The sequence below is a fragment of the Pseudomonas sp. S34 genome (assembly GCF_009866745.1).
Lineage (GTDB): Bacteria > Pseudomonadota > Gammaproteobacteria > Pseudomonadales > Pseudomonadaceae > Aquipseudomonas > Aquipseudomonas jessenii.
In genome coordinates, this window is the sequence record NZ_CP019398.1 from 5259365 (window position 1) to 5279153 (window position 19789).

Consider the following 19789-nt stretch of genomic DNA (forward strand, 5'->3'; position numbering starts at 1 on the left):
TTTTTTGTTACCAAGCCCTGCAAAACTATAGAAGTCAGCGATTTATCAGAAGTTTACCCCGACTCTTCGTATCCCCCCGGACAGCCATCTACCTGTTGAAGCTTCGCACAACACCAGAGGTATTCCACAGTATCGGCAAGATATTTCTGAAATGAAGCGGATCGGCGCTGGTCCAGAACTGTGCCTCACGGGAAGGTCCCTGGGCGAGCAGCTCGCCTTCGGCCAGCAGACGCTGAAGTTGTCGCGCGACGGCGGCGCCGGTGTCGATCAGGCTGATGTCCTCGGGGATCATCTGCCGCAGCATCGGCTTGAGAAAGGGGTAATGGGTGCAGCCGAGAATCAGAGTGTCCGCGCCGGCAGCCAGCAGTGGCTCGACATACCCGGCCAACAGCTGGCGCAACTCGGGGCTGCGCAGGTCGCCGTTTTCAATCAGCTCCACAAGCCCTGGACAGGGCTGGGTGATCACTTTCACATCCGTGGCGAAGCGGTCGAGCAACGCGGCGAACTTGGCGCTCTGCAAAGTGCCTGTGGTGGCCAGCACCCCCACCACGCCGGAACGGGTTGCGGCGGCGGCCGGCTTGACTGCCGGCTCCATGCCAACGATGGGCCATTCCGGATAGTCGCGACGCAGGTCGGCGACCCCGGCAACCGTCGCCGTGTTGCACGCCAGCACCAAAGCCTTGGCGCCCTGCTGCCGAAAGAAGTCGGCCATCACGCTGCAACGTTGCTGGATAAATGCCGGGGATTTTTCGCCGTAGGGAACATTTCCGCAGTCGGCGACGTACAACAGAGACTCATTGGGCAGCAAACGCTGGATCTCGGCCAGTACCGAGAGCCCACCGACACCGGAGTCGAACACGCCGATCGGCGCTTCACGCATGTTTCGGCCCACAGACGCTGCAGCCCGGATCGCGCTTGACCCGCAGTTCACGGAAGCGCGTGCCCAAGGCATCGATCAACAACAGGCGCCCCACCAGCGGCTCGCCGAATCCGGCCAGCAACTTCAACGCTTCAAGCGCTTGCAGACTGCCGACCAGCCCCACCAGCGGACCGACCACGCCGGCCTCGCTACAGGTCAATTCGGCTTCGCTGCCGTGCCCGTATAAGCAGTGGTAGCACGGACTCTCCGGTCGACGCGGATCGAACACGGACAGCTGCCCTTCGAGGCGAATCGCCGCGCCGCTGACCAGCGGTTTGCCGGCCGTCACGCAAGCGGCGTTGACCGCTTCACGGGTGGAAAAATTGTCAGAACAATCAAGGACCAGATCCACTCTGGCCACTGCGGCGGCCAGGGAGTCTTCGTCCAGCGCCGCACGATGGGCGATCAGTTGAATCTCGGGGTTGATCGCCGTCAGGCGCTTGATTGCCGAATCGACCTTGGTCATGCCGACGCTGTCGGTGTCGTGAATTATCTGGCGTTGCAGGTTGGTCAGGTCGACCGTATCGAAGTCCGCCAGGTGCAACTCACCAACGCCGGCAGCCGCCAGATACAGCGCCACTGGCGCGCCAAGGCCGCCAAGACCGACGATCAATACGCGGCTTTCCTTGAGCCGCAACTGGCCGTCGATATCGATGTGTTGCAGCAGAATCTGCCGGCTGTAGCGCAGCAATTCCTGATCATTCAGCACGGCAGGCGCCCCAGACTGATGCGTTGATGACCGCCCAGATCGGTGCGGCTGTGGACTTCTTCGAAACCCCGGGTCAGCAGCAAATCGCGAACCGCCTCGGCCTGATCATAGCCGTGTTCGAGCATCAGCCAACCGCCGGCGTCCAGATGGTCCGGTGCCTGGGCAACGATCAAGCGCAGATCGTCGAGCCCGTCGACACCCGCCACCAGGGCGCTGGCCGGTTCAAAGCGCACGTCGCCCTCGACCAGATGCGGATCGGCCGCTGCGATGTAGGGCGGATTGCTGATGATCAGTTGAAAACGCTGACCTTCCAGGGCACTGAACCAATGGCTGCTCAGCACGGTGGCGTTGTCCAGGTGCAGGCGCTGGCGATTGCGTTCGGCCAGGGCCACGGCTTCCAGAACACGATCCACGGCAGTGACGCTCCAGGCCGGACGCTCGCTGGCCAGGGCCAGGGCAATCGCGCCGCTGCCCGTGCCAAGGTCGAGTACCTTGGCCGGTGTGGCCGGCAACAGTTCCAGCGCGGCTTCCACCAGCAGTTCGGTGTCGGGGCGCGGGATCAGCGTGTGCGGTGCCACTTCCAGGTCCAGCTTCCAGAAACCCTGCTGGCCGAGGATATAGGCCACCGGCTCACCGCTGCGGCGGCGCTGCAAATACTCGGCGAACGTCAGCGCCGCTTCGCTCGGCACGATGCGCTCCGGCCAGGTATGCAGGAAACTGCGGGACTTGCCCAAGGCCGCCGCCAGCAGCAGTTCGGCATCCAGACGCGCCGTCGGCGAGTCGGGTAAATCGGCGGCGCGCAACAAACTGGCAATGATCGTCATTTACTCACCTATCGCTGCCAGTTGATCGGCCTGGTACTCGGCCAGCAACGGCTCGATCACCGCCTCGACGCCGCCGGCGAGGATCTCGTCGAGGGAATACAAGGTCAGGTTGACCCGATGATCGGTGACTCGGCCCTGGGCAAAATTATAGGTGCGGATACGCTCTGAGCGGTCGCCGGAACCGACCAGCAACTTGCGCTCGCTGGCGATGGCGTTGGCCGCGGCGGAGGTCTGCTGATCGTTCAGCTTGGCCGACAACCAGGACATCGCCCGGGCGCGGTTCTTGTGCTGTGAACGTTCTTCCTGGCACTCGACCACAATACCGGATGGCAAGTGCGTGATACGGATCGCCGAGTCGGTCTTGTTGACGTGCTGGCCACCGGCGCCGGAGGAGCGATAGGTATCGATGCGCAGATCGGCCGGGTTGATCTCGATGGCTTCCTGTTCGTCCGGCTCGGGCAATACCGCCACGGTGCAGGCCGACGTGTGAATGCGGCCTTGGGATTCGGTCGCCGGAACCCGCTGCACGCGGTGCGCGCCGGATTCGAACTTCAGCTTGCCGTAGACGTTGTCGCCCTCGACCCGGGCAATCACCTCTTTATAGCCGCCGTGTTCACCCTCGTTCTCCGAAAGGATCTCCACCCGCCAGCCACGACGCTCGGCGTAACGCGAATACATGCGGAACAGGTCGCCGGAGAAAATCGCCGCTTCGTCACCACCGGTACCGGCACGGATCTCGAGGAACACGTTGCGGCCGTCGTTCGGGTCCTTGGGCAGCAGCATGCGCTGCAGGTCGGCTTCGAGCGTGACCAGGCGTTCCTTGGCCTCGCGGACTTCTTCCACGGCCATTTCCCGCATGTCCGGGTCGCTGTCCTTGAGCAGTGCCTGGGCGCCTTCGAGGTCGTCCTGCACTTTCAGCAGTTCTTTATAGGCGCCCACGATCGGTTCAACTTCCGCGTACTCCTTGGAATAGGTGCGGAACTTGTTCTGATCGGAAATAACCTCGCCATCGCCCAACAGGGCGGTCAATTCCTCGAAACGGTCCTGGAGGATATCCAGCTTATTGAGCAGTGACGCTTTCATTGCGGTTTTTTATCCGAAAAGCTATCCGATGAGCCCTCACCGAGGGCAAAGAGTTCCTGGGCCATCGCCAGCGCATCCAGGCGACCTTCGGCAGAGAGCTTTTTCAACTGCACGCTCGGTGCGTGCAACAGTTTGTTGGTCAGCCCGCGGGCCAGTTGCACCAGCACCTCTTCGGCACTGCTACCGTTGGCCAGCATGCGCTGGGCCTTTTGCAATTCTTCGTCGCGCAGGCGTTCGCTCTGTTGACGATAGGCCTTGAGCACGTCCACCGCCGCCAACTCGCGCAGGCGGATCATGAAATCTTCGGCACCGATCGAGACCATCTCTTCGGCGGCCTGGGCTGCGCCCTGGCGGCTCTTGAGGTTCTCTGCAACCACTTCGTGGAGGTCGTCGACGCTATAGAGGTAAACGTCGTCCAGTTCGCCGACTTCTGGCTCGATGTCGCGAGGAACAGCGATATCCACCATGAAGATCGGTTTGTGCTTGCGCAGTTTCAAGGCGCTTTCCACCGCACCCTTGCCCAGAATCGGCAACTGACTGGCGGTGGAACTGATGACGATATCGCTGCGCACCAGCTCTGCCGGAATATCCGACAGCAGCACCGCATGGGCACCGAACTGTTCGGCCAGGATGCTCGCGCGCTCCAGGGTGCGGTTGGCGACCACGATGCGCTTTACACCCAGGTCATGCAGATGGCGGGCGACCAGGGTGATGGTCTCGCCGGCGCCGATCAACAAGGCCTGGCTGCGTTGCAGGTCGCTGAAAATCTGCTTGGCCAGGCTCACCGCGGCAAACGCCACCGACACCGGGTTCTCGCCGATGGCCGTGTCGGTGCGCACCTGCTTGGCCGCATTGAACGTGGCCTGGAACAACCTCCCGAGCAACGGCCCGATGGTCCCGGCTTCGCGGGCCACGGCATAGGCCGACTTCATCTGGCCGAGAATCTGCGGTTCGCCCAACACCAGCGAGTCGAGCCCGGAAGCGACCCGCATCATGTGACGAACTGCCGCATCATCTTCATGCACATAGGCGCTTTCGCGCAGCTCGTCGTAGCTCAAATGATGATATTCGGCCAGCCAGCGCAGCACGACGTCTGCCGACAGGTGATCCTGTTCTATATAGAGTTCACTGCGATTGCAGGTGGAGAGGATCGCAGCTTCGCGGCTGTCGGTGAGTCGGCAGAGCTGCTGCAAGGCCTCAACCAGCTGCTCAGGGGTAAAAGCCACGCGCTCGCGGACGTCTACTGAAGCAGTCTTGTGGTTAATACCGAGTGCAAGGAAGGCCATTCAAAGTCGCTGATTGTGACGTGAAGCCGACAATTGTCCTACTTCGACGGAATCAGAACAACTACTCGATATCTATCGCCCCATCAGGCGCCGCCGCGGGTTGCGAGCAGTTCTCGTTTACACAAGCATCAGGGCGATGCGGATCGGGCTGGCAGGTAAATTGCCGGGCCGGTTATGTTTGCTCGAAAGCTTGTGTCATGATGATCCGACCGCAGGTTAGTCGTCCTCTTCCTATATGAATAGATCCTCCGCGTTGCTCCTCGCTCTTGTCTTCCTCAGCGGCTGCCAGGCCTTGGCACCCGTTTCGTCGGACGGTGCGCCGCCGGTTGAAGACAGCACCCCGGCCCCTGAAAAGCCCAAGGTCTACAGCCCATTCAGCGAGGAAACCATCTTCAGCCTGTTGAGCGCCGAACTGGCCGGCCAGCGCAATCGTTTTGACATTGCCTTGGACAACTATGTGACCCAGGCCATCAACACCCAGGATCCGGGAATCTCCGAGCGGGCATTTCGTATCGCCGAATATCTGGGCGCCGACCAGGCAGCCCTGGATACTGCGCTGATCTGGGCCAGGAACGCCCCCGACGACCTCGAAGCGCAACGCGCCGCCGCCGTGCAACTGGCACGCGCCGGGCGTTATGACGACTCCATGGTCTATATGGAGAAAGTCCTGCAAGGCAAAGGCGACACCCATTTCGACTTCCTTGCGCTGTCCGCGGCCGACACCGACCAGGACACCCGCAACGGCTTGATGAAAAGCTTCGATCGTTTGTTGCAGCGTCATCCGGACAACGGCCAGCTGATTTTCGGCAAGGCCTTGCTGATGCAACAGGATGGCGACGCCAAGGGCGCGTTGAAGCTGCTGGAAGACAATCCGCCGGAGGACGGCGAAATTGCGCCGATCCTGCTGCGCGCACGCCTGCTGCAAACCTTGAATCGCGGTGACGAAGCCCTGCCGCTGCTGCAGAAAAGCATCAAGAAATACCCGGACGACAAGCGCCTGCGCCTGACTTACGCGCGGATGCTGGTTGAACAGGACCGCATGGACGACGCCAAGGCCGAGTTCTCGAGCCTGGTCCAGCAATACCCGGATGACGACGAACTGCGTTACTCCCTGGCGCTGGTGTGCCTGGAAGCCAAGGACTGGAACGAGGCCAAGGGTCATCTTGAAGACCTGATCGCCCGGGAAAGCCACGTCGACTCGGCGCACCTGAACCTCGGCCGCATCGCTGAAGAACAAAACGACCCGCAAGGCGCACTGATCGAATACGCCAAGGTTGGCCCGGGCAACGACTTCCTGCCGGCGCAATTGCGTCAGGCCGACATCCTGATCAACAACGGCAAGACCGCCGAAGCGCAACGCAAGCTGGCGGCAGAGCGCGATGAGCAGCCGGATTACGCTATCCAGTTGTACCTGATCGAAGTCGAAACCCTGTCCGCCAACAATCAGGGCGACAAGGCCTGGAATGCTCTGCAACAGGCCTTGCAGAAATACCCGGACGACCTGAACCTGCTCTACACCCGCGCCATGCAGGCGGAAAAACGCAATGACCTGGCGCAGATGGAAAAAGACCTGCGTACGATCATCAAGCGCGACCCGGACAATGCCATGGCGTTGAATGCCCTGGGCTACACCCTGTCCGACCGCACCACGCGCTACGCTGAAGCCAAGGCCCTGATCGAACAGGCACACCAGATCAGTCCGGAAGACCCGGCGGTACTCGACAGCCTTGGCTGGGTGAATTACCGCTTGGGCAATCTCGACGAAGCCGAGCGCCTGCTGCGCCAGGCCCTGGATCGCTTCCCCGATCAGGAAGTCGCCGCTCACCTGGGTGAAGTCCTGTGGGCCAACGGCAAACAGCGTGAAGCGAAACAAGTCTGGGGCAAGTTCCTCAAGGAACAGCCTGACAGCCCGACCCTGCGCGGCACCATCAAACGCCTGACCGGATCAGAGACTCTTTAAAATTATGTTTTTGCGCCATTTCATCGTTTTCAGCTTTATCGCCCTGCTCGCCGGTTGTGCCGGCCTGGGTCCCCGTGAGTCGGTCGAGGGCCATGGCAACGCCGCCCAATGGCGCGAGCATAAACAGCAACTGACCGGCCTCGATGGCTGGCAGATCGACGGCAAGATCGGCATCCGTGCCCCGAAAGACTCGGGCAGCGGCACGCTGTTCTGGTTGCAGCGCCAGGATTACTACGACATTCGCCTGTCGGGACCACTGGGCCGCGGGGCGGCTCGCCTGACCGGACGCCCGGGCAAGGTGTCGCTGGAAGTCGCCAACCAGGGACGTTACGACGCGCCGAATCCGGAAGTGCTGCTCGAAGAACAGCTTGGCTGGAAGCTGCCGGTGTCCAACCTGGCCTGGTGGGTGCGCGGGCTCCCGGCTCCCGACAGCAAAAGTCGCCTGACCCTGGACGGCGACAGCCGCCTGGCGAGCCTTGAACAGGATGGCTGGAAGGTCGACTACACCGCCTACACCCAGCAAAACGGTTTCTGGCTACCCGAGCGCATCAAGCTCAGCGGCACCGACCTTGATGTCACGCTGGTGATCAAGATCTGGCAACCGCGCAAACTGGGGTCGTGACATGCCGGCCAATCGCCTGACGCTGCCCTCGCCAGCCAAACTCAATTTGATGCTGCACATCCTGGGTCGCCGCGAAGACGGCTACCACGAACTGCAGACGATGTTTCAGTTTCTCGATTACGGCGACGAAATCACCTACGCCCTGCGCGATGACGGTGTCATTCATCTGCACACTGAGTTCGAAGGTGTTCCCCACGACAGCAACCTGATCGTCAAGGCCGCCAGAAAACTGCAGGAGCAATCCGCTTGCTCGCTGGGCGTCGATATCTGGATCGACAAGATCCTGCCCATGGGCGGCGGCATCGGTGGCGGCAGCTCGAATGCCGCAACAACATTGCTGGGCTTGAATCATCTGTGGCAATTGGGCTGGGATGAAGATCGCCTGGCCGGGCTGGGGTTGACGCTGGGCGCCGACGTCCCGGTTTTCGTACGTGGCCACGCGGCTTTCGCCGAGGGCGTGGGGGAGAAACTGACCCCTGTGGACCCGGAAGAACCGTGGTATCTGGTGCTGGTGCCGCAAGTCTCTGTTAGTACGGCAGAAATTTTTTCAGATCCGTTGTTGACACGTAACACTCCTCCCATTAAAGTGCGCCCCGTTCCCAAGGGAAACAGTCGAAATGACTGCTTGCCGGTGGTAACAAGGCGTTATCCAGAGGTACGTAACGCTTTGAATTTGTTAGGTAAATTTACCGAAGCAAAACTCACCGGAACTGGAAGTTGTGTGTTTGGGGGCTTCCCAAGCAAAGCTGAAGCTGATAAAGTCTCGGCCCTTCTGACAGAGACCCTTACAGGTTTTGTAGCAAAAGGAAGCAACGTTTCGATGTTGCATCGCAAGCTGCAAAGTCTGCTCTAAAGGAACCGATTACTGGGTAATCGTTGCAACAGATACAGGGGCGTCGCCAAGCGGTAAGGCAGCAGGTTTTGATCCTGCCATGCGTTGGTTCGAATCCAGCCGCCCCTGCCATTTTCCTATACTCATCCAGGTTACCCTCAGCCTTCAGGTACTGCGCGTGTCCAAGATGATGGTCTTTACGGGGAACGCTAACCCCGATCTGGCTCGGCGTGTCGTACGTCAGCTGCATATCCCTCTCGGTGACATCTCTGTCGGTAAATTCTCCGACGGCGAAATTACAGCCGAGATCAATGAAAACGTTCGCGGTAAAGACGTCTTCATTATTCAGCCGACTTGCGCTCCGACCAACGATAACCTGATGGAACTGGTAGTGATGGCTGATGCCTTCCGCCGCTCCTCGGCTACTCGTATCACTGCTGTTATTCCTTACTTTGGTTATGCCCGTCAGGATCGCCGTCCGCGTTCCGCACGTGTGGCTATCAGCGCGAAAGTCGTGGCTGACATGCTTACCGTAGTCGGCATCGACCGTGTTCTCACGGTTGATCTGCATGCTGACCAAATCCAGGGTTTCTTCGATATTCCGGTAGATAACATCTACGGCTCCCCGGTTCTGGTGGATGACATCGAAGATCAGCGCTTCGAAAACCTGATGATCGTGTCCCCGGACATTGGCGGCGTCGTGCGTGCACGTGCCGTTGCCAAATCCCTGGGCGTGGATCTCGGGATCATCGACAAACGCCGTGAGAAAGCCAATCACTCTGAAGTGATGCATATCATCGGTGATGTCGAAGGGCGTACCTGTATTCTGGTCGATGACATGGTCGATACCGCCGGCACCCTGTGCCACGCGGCCAAGGCCTTGAAAGAGCATGGCGCTGCCAAGGTTTTCGCCTACTGCACGCACCCTGTGCTGTCGGGTCGGGCGATCGAAAACATCGAAAATTCCGTGCTGGACGAGTTGGTGGTGACTAACACCATTCCTCTGTCCGCTGCAGCACAAGCCTGTGCGCGTATCCGCCAACTGGATATCGCACCGGTAGTTGCCGAGGCGGTCCGCCGCATCAGCAATGAAGAATCGATCAGCGCGATGTTCCGCTAAGGGCCCTGCCCTTCTCGAAATGTCTCGTTGACGAAAAGCGCCCCGCCCCGGCATTCCTGTCGGGGCGGGGCTTTTTTGCCCATATCGCCTTTAGCGCTGGTCGCAAACGCTGGGGCGAGTGTGGTTATTTTGGAGATACAACATGAACGATTTTACTCTGAATGCTGAAGTGCGTTCCGACCTGGGGAAAGGTGCGAGCCGCCGCCTGCGTCGTCTCGCAAGCCTGGTTCCAGCTGTAGTTTACGGTGGCGACAAAGCCCCTGAATCCATCAGCATGCTGGCCAAAGAAGTTGCCAAACTGCTCGAAAACGAAGCGGCTTACAGCCACATCATCGAGCTGAACGTTGGTGGCACCAAGCAGAACGTCGTGATCAAAGCCCTGCAGCGTCACCCGGCCAAAGGCCACGTGATGCACGCTGACTTCGTACGCGTAGTAGCCGGCCAGAAACTGACCGCTATCGTTCCAGTGCACTTCATCAACGAAGAAGCACCGACCAAGAAAGGCGGCGAAATCTCGCACGTTGTTGCCGAGATCGAAGTTTCCTGCCTGCCGAAAGATCTGCCTGAGTTCATCGAAGTCGACCTGGCTAACGCTGAAATCGGTTCGATCATTCACCTGTCGGACCTCAAGGCTCCTAAAGGCGTTGAGTTCGTGGCCCTGGCACACGGTGATGACAAGGCTGTTGCCAACGTCCACGCTCCACGTGTTGCTCCAGAAGCTGCAGAAGGCGCTGCAGAGTAATTTTACTCTGTACGCCGGAGTGACCGGAAACATCGCGGACTAGAGCATAGCGAGAAAGCGGGCGAGAACGCGGAGTTTACATCATGGTAAATGAGCAATTTTCGTCCACTTTCGCCGCTATCCCTGATTGCGGCGATGTTATCCACCACTCCAAGGAAGGGCCCCTATCGTGACTGCCATCAAACTGATCGTTGGCCTGGGAAATCCAGGCGCTGAATACGAACAGACCCGGCATAACGCAGGGGCCCTTTTTGTTGAGCGCATCGCGAACGCACAAGGCGTAAACCTTGTGGCGGACCGCAAGTATTTCGGCCTGACCGGGCGCTATACGCATCAGGGTCAGGATGTTCGTCTGCTGATTCCCACCACGTACATGAACCGCAGCGGCCAGGCCGTGGCGGCCCTTGCAGGTTTCTTCCGCATCAAGCCTGAAGAAATCCTCGTGGCACACGACGAACTCGACCTGCCTCCAGGCGTCGCCAAACTCAAAGTGGGCGGCGGCCATGGCGGTCACAACGGGCTGCGCGACATCATTGCGCAACTGGGCAATCAGAACACTTTCCACCGCCTGCGGCTTGGCATCGGTCATCCGGGCGTCGCCAGTATGGTTTCAAATTTCGTCCTGGGTCGTGCGCCACGCGCCGAACAGGAAAAACTCGATGCCAGCATCGACTTTGCCCTCGGCGTGCTGCCGGATATCCTCGCCGGGGAATGGAACCGCGCGATGAAAAACCTGCACAGCCAGAAGGCCTGACTCTTATCCGAGGGGAAACACCATGGGATTCAATTGCGGCATCGTCGGCCTGCCTAACGTCGGCAAGTCCACCCTGTTCAACGCCCTGACCAAATCCGGGATCGCGGCCGAGAACTTCCCCTTCTGCACCATCGAGCCTAACAGCGGTATCGTGCCGATGCCGGATCCGCGCCTGGAAGCCCTGGCTGCCATCGTCAATCCAAAGCGCATCCTGCCGACCACTATGGAATTCGTCGACATCGCGGGCCTGGTTGCCGGCGCGTCGAAAGGTGAAGGCCTGGGCAACAAGTTCCTGGCCAACATCCGTGAAACCGATGCCATCGCCCACGTGGTCCGCTGCTTCGAAGACGAGAACGTGATTCACGTCTCCAACAGCGTCGACCCGAAACGCGACATCGAAATCATCGACCTGGAACTGATCTTCGCCGACCTCGACAGCTGCGAGAAGCAACTGCAGAAAGTCGCGCGCAACGCCAAGGGCGGTGACAAGGACGCAGTGGTCCAGAAAGGCCTGCTGGAGCAACTGATCGCTCACTTCACCGAAGGCAAGCCGGCGCGCAGCCTGATGAAGAACATGGGCACCGACGAGAAAGCGGTGATCAAGGGCTTCCACCTGCTGACCACCAAGCCGGTCATGTACATCGCCAACGTCGCTGAAGACGGTTTCGAGAACAACCCGCACCTGGACGTTGTACGCGCCATCGCCGAAGAAGAAGGCGCCGTGGTTGTTCCGGTGTGCAACAAGATCGAAGCGGAAATCGCCGAGCTCGATGACGGCGAAGAAAAAGACATGTTCCTCGAAGCCCTGGGCCTCGAAGAGCCTGGTCTGAACCGCGTGATCCGCGCCGGCTACGAAATGCTGCACCTGCAGACCTACTTCACCGCCGGTGTCGAAGAAGTCCGCGCCTGGACCGTCCGCGTCGGTGCCACCGCACCACAAGCCGCTGGCGTGATCCACACCGACTTCGAAAAAGGCTTCATCCGCGCCGAAGTGATCGCCTACAACGACTTCATCCAGTACAAGGGCGAAGCCGGTACCAAGGAAGCCGGTAAATGGCGTCTGGAAGGCAAGGATTACATCGTCAAAGACGGCGACGTGATGCACTTCCGTTTCAACGTCTAAGCCATACGCCCAAGAAAAAGCCGCGTTTGATACGCGGCTTTTTTGTGCCTGGAATATTGCCGACAACACCACCGAACCATTGTGGGAGCGGGCTTGCTCGCGAAGGCGGTGTGTCAGTTAGAGTTATACCGACTGACACTCCCTCTTCGCGAGCAAGCCCGCTCCCACAGGGGGGATTTGTGTTGGATCAGGCCTTTTTGGTTCGCGGCAGGAAGATTGCCAACACCCCGAACAGCGGCAGGAACGAACACAGGTAGTACACGTATTCGATGCCGTGAATATCCGCCAGATGGCCCAGCAACGCCGCGCCAATCCCGCCGAAGCCGAACATCAGGCCGAAGAATATCCCGGCGATCATCCCGACATTGCCCGGCACCAGTTCCTGGGCGTACACCACGATGGCCGAGAACGCCGAGGCGAGGATGAAGCCGATGACCACGCTGAGGATGCTGGTCCAGAACAGGTCGACATGGGGCAGCAACAATGTGAAGGGTGCAACGCCGAGGATCGAGAACCAGATCACCGCCTTGCGCCCGATCCTGTCACCGATCGGCCCGCCAAAGAACGTTCCCGCCGCGACCGCGCCGAGAAACAGGAACAGATGCAGCTGCGAGCTGGCCACCGACAGGTCGAACTTCTCGATCAGATAAAAGGTGAAGTAGCTGGTGAGGCTCGACATGTAGAAATACTTGGAGAACACCAGCAACCCGAGCACCACCAGCGCACTGGTCACTCGGCCCTTGGACAAGCCGTGAGTCGCCGCCTGGCCCTGCTTGAGCTTGAACAGGTTCAAATGGTTGGCGTACCAGCGGCTGATCCGGTAAAGCACGAACAGCGCAAACACCGCGAACAGGCCGAACCAGGCCACCTGCCCTTGACCGTAGGGAATGATGATCGCCGCCGCCAGCAACGGGCCGAACGCCGAGCCTGCGTTACCGCCGACCTGGAAGGTCGATTGCGCCAGCCCGAAGCGTCCGCCCGAAGCCAGGCGCGCCACGCGGGACGCTTCCGGGTGGAAGGTCGATGAACCGATGCCGATCAGCCCCGCCGCCAACAGGATTAGCGGGAAGCTGCCGACAACCGACATCATCAGAATCCCGATCAAGGTGCAGACCGTACCCGCCGGCAACAACCACGGTTTGGGATGGCGATCGGTGTAGTAGCCGACCCACGGCTGCAGCAACGAGGCCGTCAGCTGAAACGTCAGGGTGATCAGGCCGACCTGGGTGAAGGTCAGCCCATAGTTGGCCTTGAGCATCGGATAGATCGACGGCAGCACCGACTGGATCAGGTCGTTGATCAAATGCGCCAGCGCTACCGCGCCAATGATGCGCATCACCAGGGGACTGCTTTGGGGCGTAGCGGACGCCGGCACTGAGCCGGTCTGGGCGTTGCTGATAGCCATGGGAATTTCCAGACAACAGGAGGTACATACGTGCAGGTGCGCCAATGTGCCATTTTTCGGTGCGGCAACGCCATCCCCTTAGCCTGCTAACGACCTCGTTTTTCATCACCACATCCTTGATGGCGCAAAGCCATGGTCTGAATCTTGCCTTCCTTGTCTGCTTGAACGCGGCCTCCTTACAAAGGAGACCGACAATGGGAAGTTTCGCTACAGAGTCGGCCTACAGAGCGGACAAGGGTGAACTTTCGAGGCCTTTTTAGAGGGCACGAGTCGGGGGCGCGACAACCTCCGTCGCACGCCAATAGTGCGTGGTGTCCAGAGGAGTCATGGGGCATGCAGGCTTTTTTATCACCGGGGATCGGGCTGCTGGGGCGTTTTGGCTTCGCACGTAAATTCCAGCTGTTGTTTCTGCTGTTTATCCTGCCGCTGGCCGGCAGCCTGTGGATGATCGGCCAGGACTATCGCGACAAACTCAGCCTGATCTCCGGCGAACGCGCCGGGGTGCGGCAACTGCTTGCCCTCGATGCGCTGGATGACCTGCTCGCCGCCCAGCGTGATCGCGCCGCCAGGTGGCGCGCCACGGAAACCAATCGCCAGCCAACGCCGGCCACCCTCGCCGCGATGGCCGCCTTCGATGGGGTTCAGCCCGCCGTCAGCCAGGCCACTACCGAATTGGGCAATGCCCTGCAAAAAGAAAGCGCCGAGGGCGAAACCCTGTCGCGTTATCAGGCCCTGCAAACCGCCCTCGATGGCCTCGACTCAAAAAGCCTGAGCAATGTCGGCTGGTGGCCCGATGGCTACGATCGCTTTACCAACGCCTTGAGCGCCCTGCAAGCCTTGCGCGAGCAGATCGCCATGGACAATCGCCTGACGCTGGCACCGTGGCTGGAGACTTATTTGCTGACGCAGATCTCCACCCAGCATGCGCCGGACCTGATCGAACGGGTCGGTCGTCTGGCTGCTGTGGGCCAGGCCTCGGTGGTGTCCGGACAGTTCACCCTGCAAAGCCGCCTGCAACTGCGCGACCTGCGCAGCCGCATCGGCGATGCGCGAGAGCAGCTGGTGAAAACCGCAGGCCTGCTCGAAGCACGCTTGCCCAACGCCCTGCAAACCTGGGCCGGGCAATACCACGACAGCCTCAAGCGCCTGGATGCGGGCCTGAAGGTGCTGGATGACGGCGTGTTCGGCGGCAGCATCAACCTCAAGCCGGAGGACTTCGAACGCAGTCTCGACGCCCTGCTCGCCGACCTCGCCTCGTTGCGTCAGCAGTCGCTGGTGTCGCTGGATCAACGACTGGATTACTACCACGACTCGGCGATCCGCCAGTTCGTTGTTGTGGCCGCCGTGTTGGGCTGCCTGCTGTTGGCCGCGCTGTATCTGTTCATCTGTTTGCAGGCCTCGATCCGCCGCAGCGCCAGCGGCATCACGGTACTGGCCGAGGCCCTGCGCGATGGCAATCTGAGCCTGCAAGTGCCGGTTCAAGGTCGGGACGAACTGGCGGTCATCAGCACCGCGCTGAACGTCGCCGTGGTGCAACTGCGCACCAGCCTGCAAGGGGTGGATCACGAAACCCTGCAACTGAGCAACGCGGTGCAAACCCTAAACCATCATTCCAGCGACGCCCTGGGCGAAGTCGAAGCCCAGCAGTTGCAGATCAGCCAGATTGCCGCTGCGGCGACGCAACTGGCCGCCACCTCACAAGGGGTGGCCCACAGTTGCGAACAGGCGTCCGGCAGCGCCCAGCACACCCGGCGCATCGCCGCCGACAGCAGCCGTGACAGCCAGCGCACCACCGCGAGTATCCAGCAGCTCAATCAACGTCTGAACGAGACCGCTGCGGCGCTGGGCCGGGTCAGTGAACAAGGACAGCAGATTCAACTGGTGGTCGACACTATTCGCGGCGTCGCCGAGCAGACCAACCTGCTGGCACTCAACGCCGCCATCGAGGCGGCTCGGGCGGGCGAGCAAGGGCGTGGCTTCGCGGTGGTGGCCGATGAAGTGCGCAGCCTGTCGCAACGCACCCAGTCGTCGACCGCACAGATCGCCGGTACGGTCGACAGCCTGCGCAACACCGTGAATGAGGCCGTCAGCCTGATGCAAGCCGCGTGCAGTCAGGCAGAGAGCGATGCGCAAGCGGTCACCGGCCTCGGTGAACGGCTCGGGGAAATCGCCAGTGCGGTGCAGAGCGTCACCGATACCCTGGCGCAAATCGCCACGGCGGTGGAGGAACAGGCCAGTACCGCCGACGAGGTCAGCGGCAATATCCAGCAGGTCGATCAAGCGGCGGTGCGCTTGCTCGAAGGGGCCCGCGCGGTGAACCAGGCCGCGGACACCCTGAGCCACGGCAGCAAAGCCTTAAGCGACAACACTGGGCGCTTCCGCTTGAGTTGAATCGGCCAGGACTTCTCAGGCGCGGATCACCGCCTCCGGGAAGTCCTGCTCCAGTTCGCTCTTGAGCCAGTCGATAAACCACGCCGCGTCCGCCGAGAGCTCGGCGGACGGCGTCAGCACCCGATAGCTTTCCAGCTTCACTTGCGCATCCACCACCCGCACCAGCTTGCCGCTATGGAGTTCGTCGCGCACCAGCACTTCGTTGGCCAGCGCAATACCCTGCCCGCTCTCGGCCACCGACAATGCGTGGTCATTGTTGACGTAGAGCATGTCCGAATTGAGGTGCATGTCGAGGTCGTTGGCGGCGAACCACAGGTTCCACCACTCGCCGTCATCCACATGGATCAGGTTGTGTTTCACCAGGTCCGCGGGGCTGTCGATGGGCTCGACGCTGGCCAGATAGTCGGGGGAACAGATCGGAAACACCCGAGGACAAATCAGGCTGGTGCGCGAGTGCGCATATTGGCCGTCCAACCCGTAGACAATGCCCAGGTCAGCGCTTTTGCCATCCACTTCGGTGAAGGTGGAGTTGGGTTCGATGGCGAACTTCAAGCCCGGACGCAGATGACGCATGGCCTCGATGCGCGGCATCAGCCAGCGCTTGGCAAACCCCGGCACCACCATGATGCGCAGCCAGCGTTCGGCGTGTTTTGGCTGCGCCTCTTTTCCCGCTTCGATGATCAGCTGCAAGGCGGCGGTGATCTTGCGGTGGTACTTCTCCCCCGCCGTCGTCAGGTTGACCCCGCGTGAGGTGCGCTCGAACAGTTGGATGCCCAGCCAGTCTTCCAGCAACTTCACATGGCGGCCGATGGCCGGCTGGGTCACGTGCAGGGCCTTGGAGGCTTCGACATAGCTGCCCAACCGGGCCGCGGCATCAAAGGCACGCACCGCGTTGAGCGGCGGCAAACGGTGGTCAGGCATGGTTTCCGGGCGCCTTCTGCTGTTAAATTTTTTAACAGCCCCTATGTTAAAATTGAAGTTTCGCCCCCGCAACCCCTCGCTGATAATCGATCCACAGCAGAACAACAAAACAGCTGGTTACAACACCCGAACGCAATCTCGATCCTGCCCAGAAAAATAATATCCATGGCCCGACGACACAGCTGTTTTCAGCACGTGCGCAGGCGATGGGGGAATCGGAGGTAACGCATGAATGCCCTGCATTCGCTGCAAACGCTGGCGGTGTCCATCCGCTCAGTGCGCAAAGTCTACGGTGATCCAAAGACTGGCCCGGTGGCGCTCAAAAGCATCGACCTGGACATTCGCGACAACGAGTTCTTCACCCTTCTCGGCCCTTCGGGCTGCGGCAAAACCACGCTCCTGCGGATGATCGCCGGGTTCGAATTCCCTACCGAAGGCGAAATTCTGCTCTACGGCGAAAACATCGCCGACCGCCCGCCCTTCCAGCGCCCGGTCAACACGGTGTTCCAGCATTACGCACTGTTCCCGCACATGACCATCGCCGAGAACCTGGCCTTCGGCCTTGAGTCCCACCCGATGGGCAAAGTCCTGAACAAAACGCAAATGGCCGAACGGGTGCGCGAGATGCTCGCCCTGGTGCAGATGGAGCGCTTTGCCAACCGCAAGCCGGCGCAACTGTCTGGCGGTCAGCAACAGCGTGTCGCCCTCGCTCGTGCATTGGCGCCGCATCCCAAGGTCTTGCTGCTCGACGAACCGCTCTCGGCGCTGGACCTCAAGCTGCGCCAGGCCATGCGCGAAGAGCTGAAAACCATTCAGGCGCGCACCGGCATCACCTTCATCTTCGTCACCCACGACCAGGAAGAAGCCCTGACCATGTCCGACCGCATCGCCGTGTTGTCCGAAGGCGAGGTGCAGCAGGTCGGTCGTCCGGAAGACATCTACGAACGCCCGCGCAATCGATTCGTGGCGGACTTCATCGGTGAAACCAACTTCATCGAAGGCACGGTCACCCGCGTTGCAGACGGCCTCGCCTGGTTCGCCGGTCCGGCCGGTCATCCACTGCCTGCACAGCCATGCAGCGATGTGCGAGTCGGTGCCAACGTCACATTGTCCGTGCGCCCCGAGCGTTTGCATCTGGTGCCAGCCACCACTGAGAACGCTCTGCCGTGCCGGATCGAAGCGCAGATCTACCTCGGCACCGACCTGCAATACCAGGTCAGCCTGAGCGACGGTTCACGCCTCACCGTGCGCACCCCCAACTGCGTCGACCAGAGCAAACGCTTCGCCGTCGGCAGTCAGGCCGGTCTGTTGTTCGACCAAGGCAGCGCCAGCGTCCTGCACGATTGAGCACGAGGAATTGCCATGCACGCTTTACCGATTGCCAACACACTGGAACGTCGGCGGGCCTTCCAGAGCTTTCTCGGTGTCAGCCCCGCGCTGATCGCCATCGGCCTGTTTCTGATCGTGCCGATCCTGATCGTCATCGGTTACTCGCTGATGGAGGCCAACCCCTATGGCGGGGTGAACAAAGTATTCAGCAGTGACGCCTACACCTCGCTGCTGTTCGAGCGGCAACTGGACGACAGCCTGGCCTTCGCCGACTCCTACCTGATCATTGCCCTGCGTTCCATCGGCATCGCCGGGCTGACCACGCTCATCACCCTGTTGATCGGTTTTCCGGTGGCGGTATGGCTGGCCATGCAGCCGGCCCATCGCCGTGGCTTGCTGATCTTCCTGATCACCGTACCGTTCTGGGCCAACCTGTTGATCCGCACCTACGCCTGGATTCTGCTGCTGCGCAACACCGGGGTGATCAACAACAGCCTGATGGGCCTCGGGGTCATCGACCAGCCGCTGCAACTGCTCTACACCGACGGCGCGGTGCTGCTGGGGCTGGTTTATACCTATGCGCCCTTCGTCGTGCTGCCGATCTACGCCACCCTGGAAAAAATGGACATCCGCCTGCTCGAAGCCGCTCAAGACCTCTACGCCGGACGCGTTCGAACCTTGCGCAAGGTGGTGTTGCCGATTGCCAAACCGGGAATTCTCGCCGGCGCCATCCTCACTTTCGTGCCTTGCCTGGGCGCGATGATCGCTCCGGAACTGCTCGGTGGCGGCACACGAATGATGCTCGGCAACCTGATCTTCCGCCAGTTCAGCGATGCGCGTAACTGGCCTTTCGGTGCGGCCCTGTCGCTGGTGCTGATGGCGGCGGTGATGTTGGTACTGACGGTTTATGCCTTGCGTGCCGAACGCCAGCGCATCGCCAAAGGAGGTGCGTGATGATTGGCCTGTTCAAACGCAACACGCTGGGGGTGCAGGACTTCCCCGGCTTCGGCGGATTCAGTTTCCTGTTCTACCTGTACCTCTACGCGCCGATCGTGGTGCTGGTAGTGTTTTCGTTCAACGCCAACCAGTCGGCCACGGTGTGGACCGGTTTCAGCTTCGACTGGTATCGCGCGGCCTTCGCCAACCAGGCCCTGCGCCAGGCGGCCGGCAACAGCCTGTTGATCGCGGTCTGCGCCAGCATGGTCGCCACGGCCATCGCCACCCTCGCCGCTCTCGGCACTTCACGGGGTGCGAAGTTCAAAGGCCTGCAATTGTCCATGGGCGCGATCATGTTGCCCCTGGTGCTGCCGGAAATCGTGGTCGGCGTCGCCACCCTCGCGCTGTTCTCCACCATCGGTCTGTCCCTGGGCTACGGCAACCTAATCATCGCGCACACGGTGTTCTGTATCCCGTTCGCCTTTCTGCCGATACGGGCACGCCTGAACGACATGGACCTGTCCCTGGAACAAGCCTCGGCCGACCTCTATGCCGGCCCGTGGCGGACCTTTCGCAAGGTCACGTTGCCGCTGCTGATGCCGGGGATTTTCTCCGGGTTGATGCTGGCCTTCATCGTGTCGCTGGATAACTTCGTGATCTCGATGATGGTCTCCCAGGCCGGCACCACCACCTTGCCGATCTTCATCTTCGGCCTGTTGCGCATGGGTGTGACACCGGACGTCAACGCTGTCTCGACCCTGATCCTGGGTGTCTCGGTACTGTTCGTCACGCTCTCTTATCTGCTGGGCAAAAAGAAAACCTGAACCTTCTAC

The 19789-nt window shown here is 60.7% G+C and carries 18 protein-coding genes and 1 tRNA gene; 12 read left to right on the forward strand and 7 right to left on the reverse strand.

The window, feature by feature from the left end; genetic code table 11:
* Window positions 1-88: 88 nt before the first annotated feature.
* The 5 genes from murI to hemA are packed head-to-tail and all read right to left on the reverse strand — an operon-like array spanning window position 89 to window position 4821.
* Window positions 89-880 (reverse strand): glutamate racemase, encoded by a 792-nt coding sequence (gene murI / locus PspS34_RS23470; RefSeq protein ID WP_150814906.1) that lies wholly within the window; start codon window positions 878-880, stop codon window positions 89-91.
* Window positions 873-1628, reverse strand: coding sequence for a molybdopterin-synthase adenylyltransferase MoeB (locus PspS34_RS23475; RefSeq protein WP_154947307.1), 756 nt, complete (start codon window positions 1626-1628; stop codon window positions 873-875). Before PspS34_RS23475 ends, murI begins: the two co-directional genes overlap by 8 nt.
* Complete coding sequence (gene prmC, locus PspS34_RS23480) at window positions 1622-2452, reverse strand: peptide chain release factor N(5)-glutamine methyltransferase (protein WP_090457656.1); 831 nt, start codon at window positions 2450-2452, stop codon at window positions 1622-1624. The genes PspS34_RS23475 and prmC overlap by 7 nt, the downstream gene beginning before the upstream one ends.
* On the reverse strand, window positions 2453-3535 hold the full coding sequence (gene prfA, locus PspS34_RS23485; protein WP_007981853.1) for a peptide chain release factor 1: 1083 nt from the start codon (window positions 3533-3535) through the stop codon (window positions 2453-2455).
* On the reverse strand, window positions 3532-4821 hold the full coding sequence (gene hemA, locus PspS34_RS23490) for a glutamyl-tRNA reductase (protein ID WP_154860518.1): 1290 nt from the start codon (window positions 4819-4821) through the stop codon (window positions 3532-3534). Before hemA ends, prfA begins: the two co-directional genes overlap by 4 nt.
* A gap of 235 nt (window positions 4822-5056) precedes the next feature.
* Between hemA and PspS34_RS23495 the strand changes: the two genes are divergently transcribed.
* The 8 genes from PspS34_RS23495 to ychF all read left to right on the forward strand — a co-directional run bounded on the left by PspS34_RS23495 (window position 5057) and on the right by ychF (window position 11974).
* Window positions 5057-6781, forward strand: a complete 1725-nt coding sequence (locus PspS34_RS23495) for a tetratricopeptide repeat protein (RefSeq protein WP_154860519.1) — start codon at window positions 5057-5059, stop codon at window positions 6779-6781.
* Between the two features lie 4 nt (window positions 6782-6785).
* Window positions 6786-7403, forward strand: coding sequence for a lipoprotein insertase outer membrane protein LolB (lolB, locus tag PspS34_RS23500; RefSeq protein WP_057713315.1), 618 nt, complete (start codon window positions 6786-6788; stop codon window positions 7401-7403).
* A 1-nt stretch (window position 7404) separates the two neighbouring features.
* Window positions 7405-8256, forward strand: coding sequence for a 4-(cytidine 5'-diphospho)-2-C-methyl-D-erythritol kinase (gene ispE, locus PspS34_RS23505; protein WP_057713314.1), 852 nt, complete (start codon window positions 7405-7407; stop codon window positions 8254-8256).
* A 36-nt stretch (window positions 8257-8292) separates the two neighbouring features.
* A tRNA-Gln gene (locus tag PspS34_RS23510) sits at window positions 8293-8367 on the forward strand.
* Between the two features lie 46 nt (window positions 8368-8413).
* Window positions 8414-9355, forward strand: a complete 942-nt coding sequence (locus PspS34_RS23515) for a ribose-phosphate pyrophosphokinase (protein WP_003171603.1) — start codon at window positions 8414-8416, stop codon at window positions 9353-9355.
* A 142-nt stretch (window positions 9356-9497) separates the two neighbouring features.
* The gene (locus tag PspS34_RS23520) at window positions 9498-10097 is read left to right on the forward strand and encodes a 50S ribosomal protein L25/general stress protein Ctc (protein WP_007973891.1); all 600 of its coding nucleotides are present in this window, start codon (window positions 9498-9500) and stop codon (window positions 10095-10097) included.
* Window positions 10098-10266: 169 nt separating this feature from the next.
* Window positions 10267-10851 carry an aminoacyl-tRNA hydrolase gene (pth, locus tag PspS34_RS23525; protein ID WP_154860520.1) on the forward strand — a complete coding sequence of 195 codons (585 nt, stop codon included), beginning with the start codon at window positions 10267-10269 and terminating at the stop codon, window positions 10849-10851.
* A 22-nt stretch (window positions 10852-10873) separates the two neighbouring features.
* Window positions 10874-11974 carry a redox-regulated ATPase YchF gene (gene ychF / locus PspS34_RS23530; protein WP_007981836.1) on the forward strand — a complete coding sequence of 367 codons (1101 nt, stop codon included), beginning with the start codon at window positions 10874-10876 and terminating at the stop codon, window positions 11972-11974.
* A 187-nt stretch (window positions 11975-12161) separates the two neighbouring features.
* On the opposite strand, the gene PspS34_RS23535 is transcribed toward ychF, so the two are convergent.
* A complete protein-coding gene (locus tag PspS34_RS23535; RefSeq protein ID WP_154860521.1) occupies window positions 12162-13379 on the reverse strand; it encodes an MFS transporter in 1218 nt (405 codons plus the stop codon).
* 333 nt (window positions 13380-13712) lie between these two features.
* Between PspS34_RS23535 and PspS34_RS23540 the strand changes: the two genes are divergently transcribed.
* Complete coding sequence (locus PspS34_RS23540; protein ID WP_154860522.1) at window positions 13713-15770, forward strand: methyl-accepting chemotaxis protein; 2058 nt, start codon at window positions 13713-13715, stop codon at window positions 15768-15770.
* Window positions 15771-15785: 15 nt separating this feature from the next.
* On the opposite strand, the gene PspS34_RS23545 is transcribed toward PspS34_RS23540, so the two are convergent.
* Window positions 15786-16691, reverse strand: a complete 906-nt coding sequence (locus PspS34_RS23545) for a LysR substrate-binding domain-containing protein (protein ID WP_057713310.1) — start codon at window positions 16689-16691, stop codon at window positions 15786-15788.
* A gap of 228 nt (window positions 16692-16919) precedes the next feature.
* Here PspS34_RS23545 and PspS34_RS23550 point away from each other — a divergent pair, with 228 nt between their 5' ends.
* Genes PspS34_RS23550 through PspS34_RS23560 form a run of 3 tightly spaced genes read left to right on the forward strand, consistent with a single transcriptional unit; the run spans window position 16920 to window position 19780 of the window.
* Window positions 16920-18038: an ABC transporter ATP-binding protein gene (locus tag PspS34_RS23550; protein WP_154860523.1), complete on the forward strand. Its 1119-nt coding sequence runs from the start codon at window positions 16920-16922 to the stop codon at window positions 18036-18038.
* A gap of 15 nt (window positions 18039-18053) precedes the next feature.
* Complete coding sequence (locus tag PspS34_RS23555; RefSeq protein WP_007981819.1) at window positions 18054-18974, forward strand: ABC transporter permease; 921 nt, start codon at window positions 18054-18056, stop codon at window positions 18972-18974.
* Window positions 18971-19780: an ABC transporter permease gene (locus tag PspS34_RS23560; protein ID WP_167362877.1), complete on the forward strand. Its 810-nt coding sequence runs from the start codon at window positions 18971-18973 to the stop codon at window positions 19778-19780. Before PspS34_RS23555 ends, PspS34_RS23560 begins: the two co-directional genes overlap by 4 nt.
* The last annotated feature ends 9 nt before the right edge of the window (window positions 19781-19789 follow it).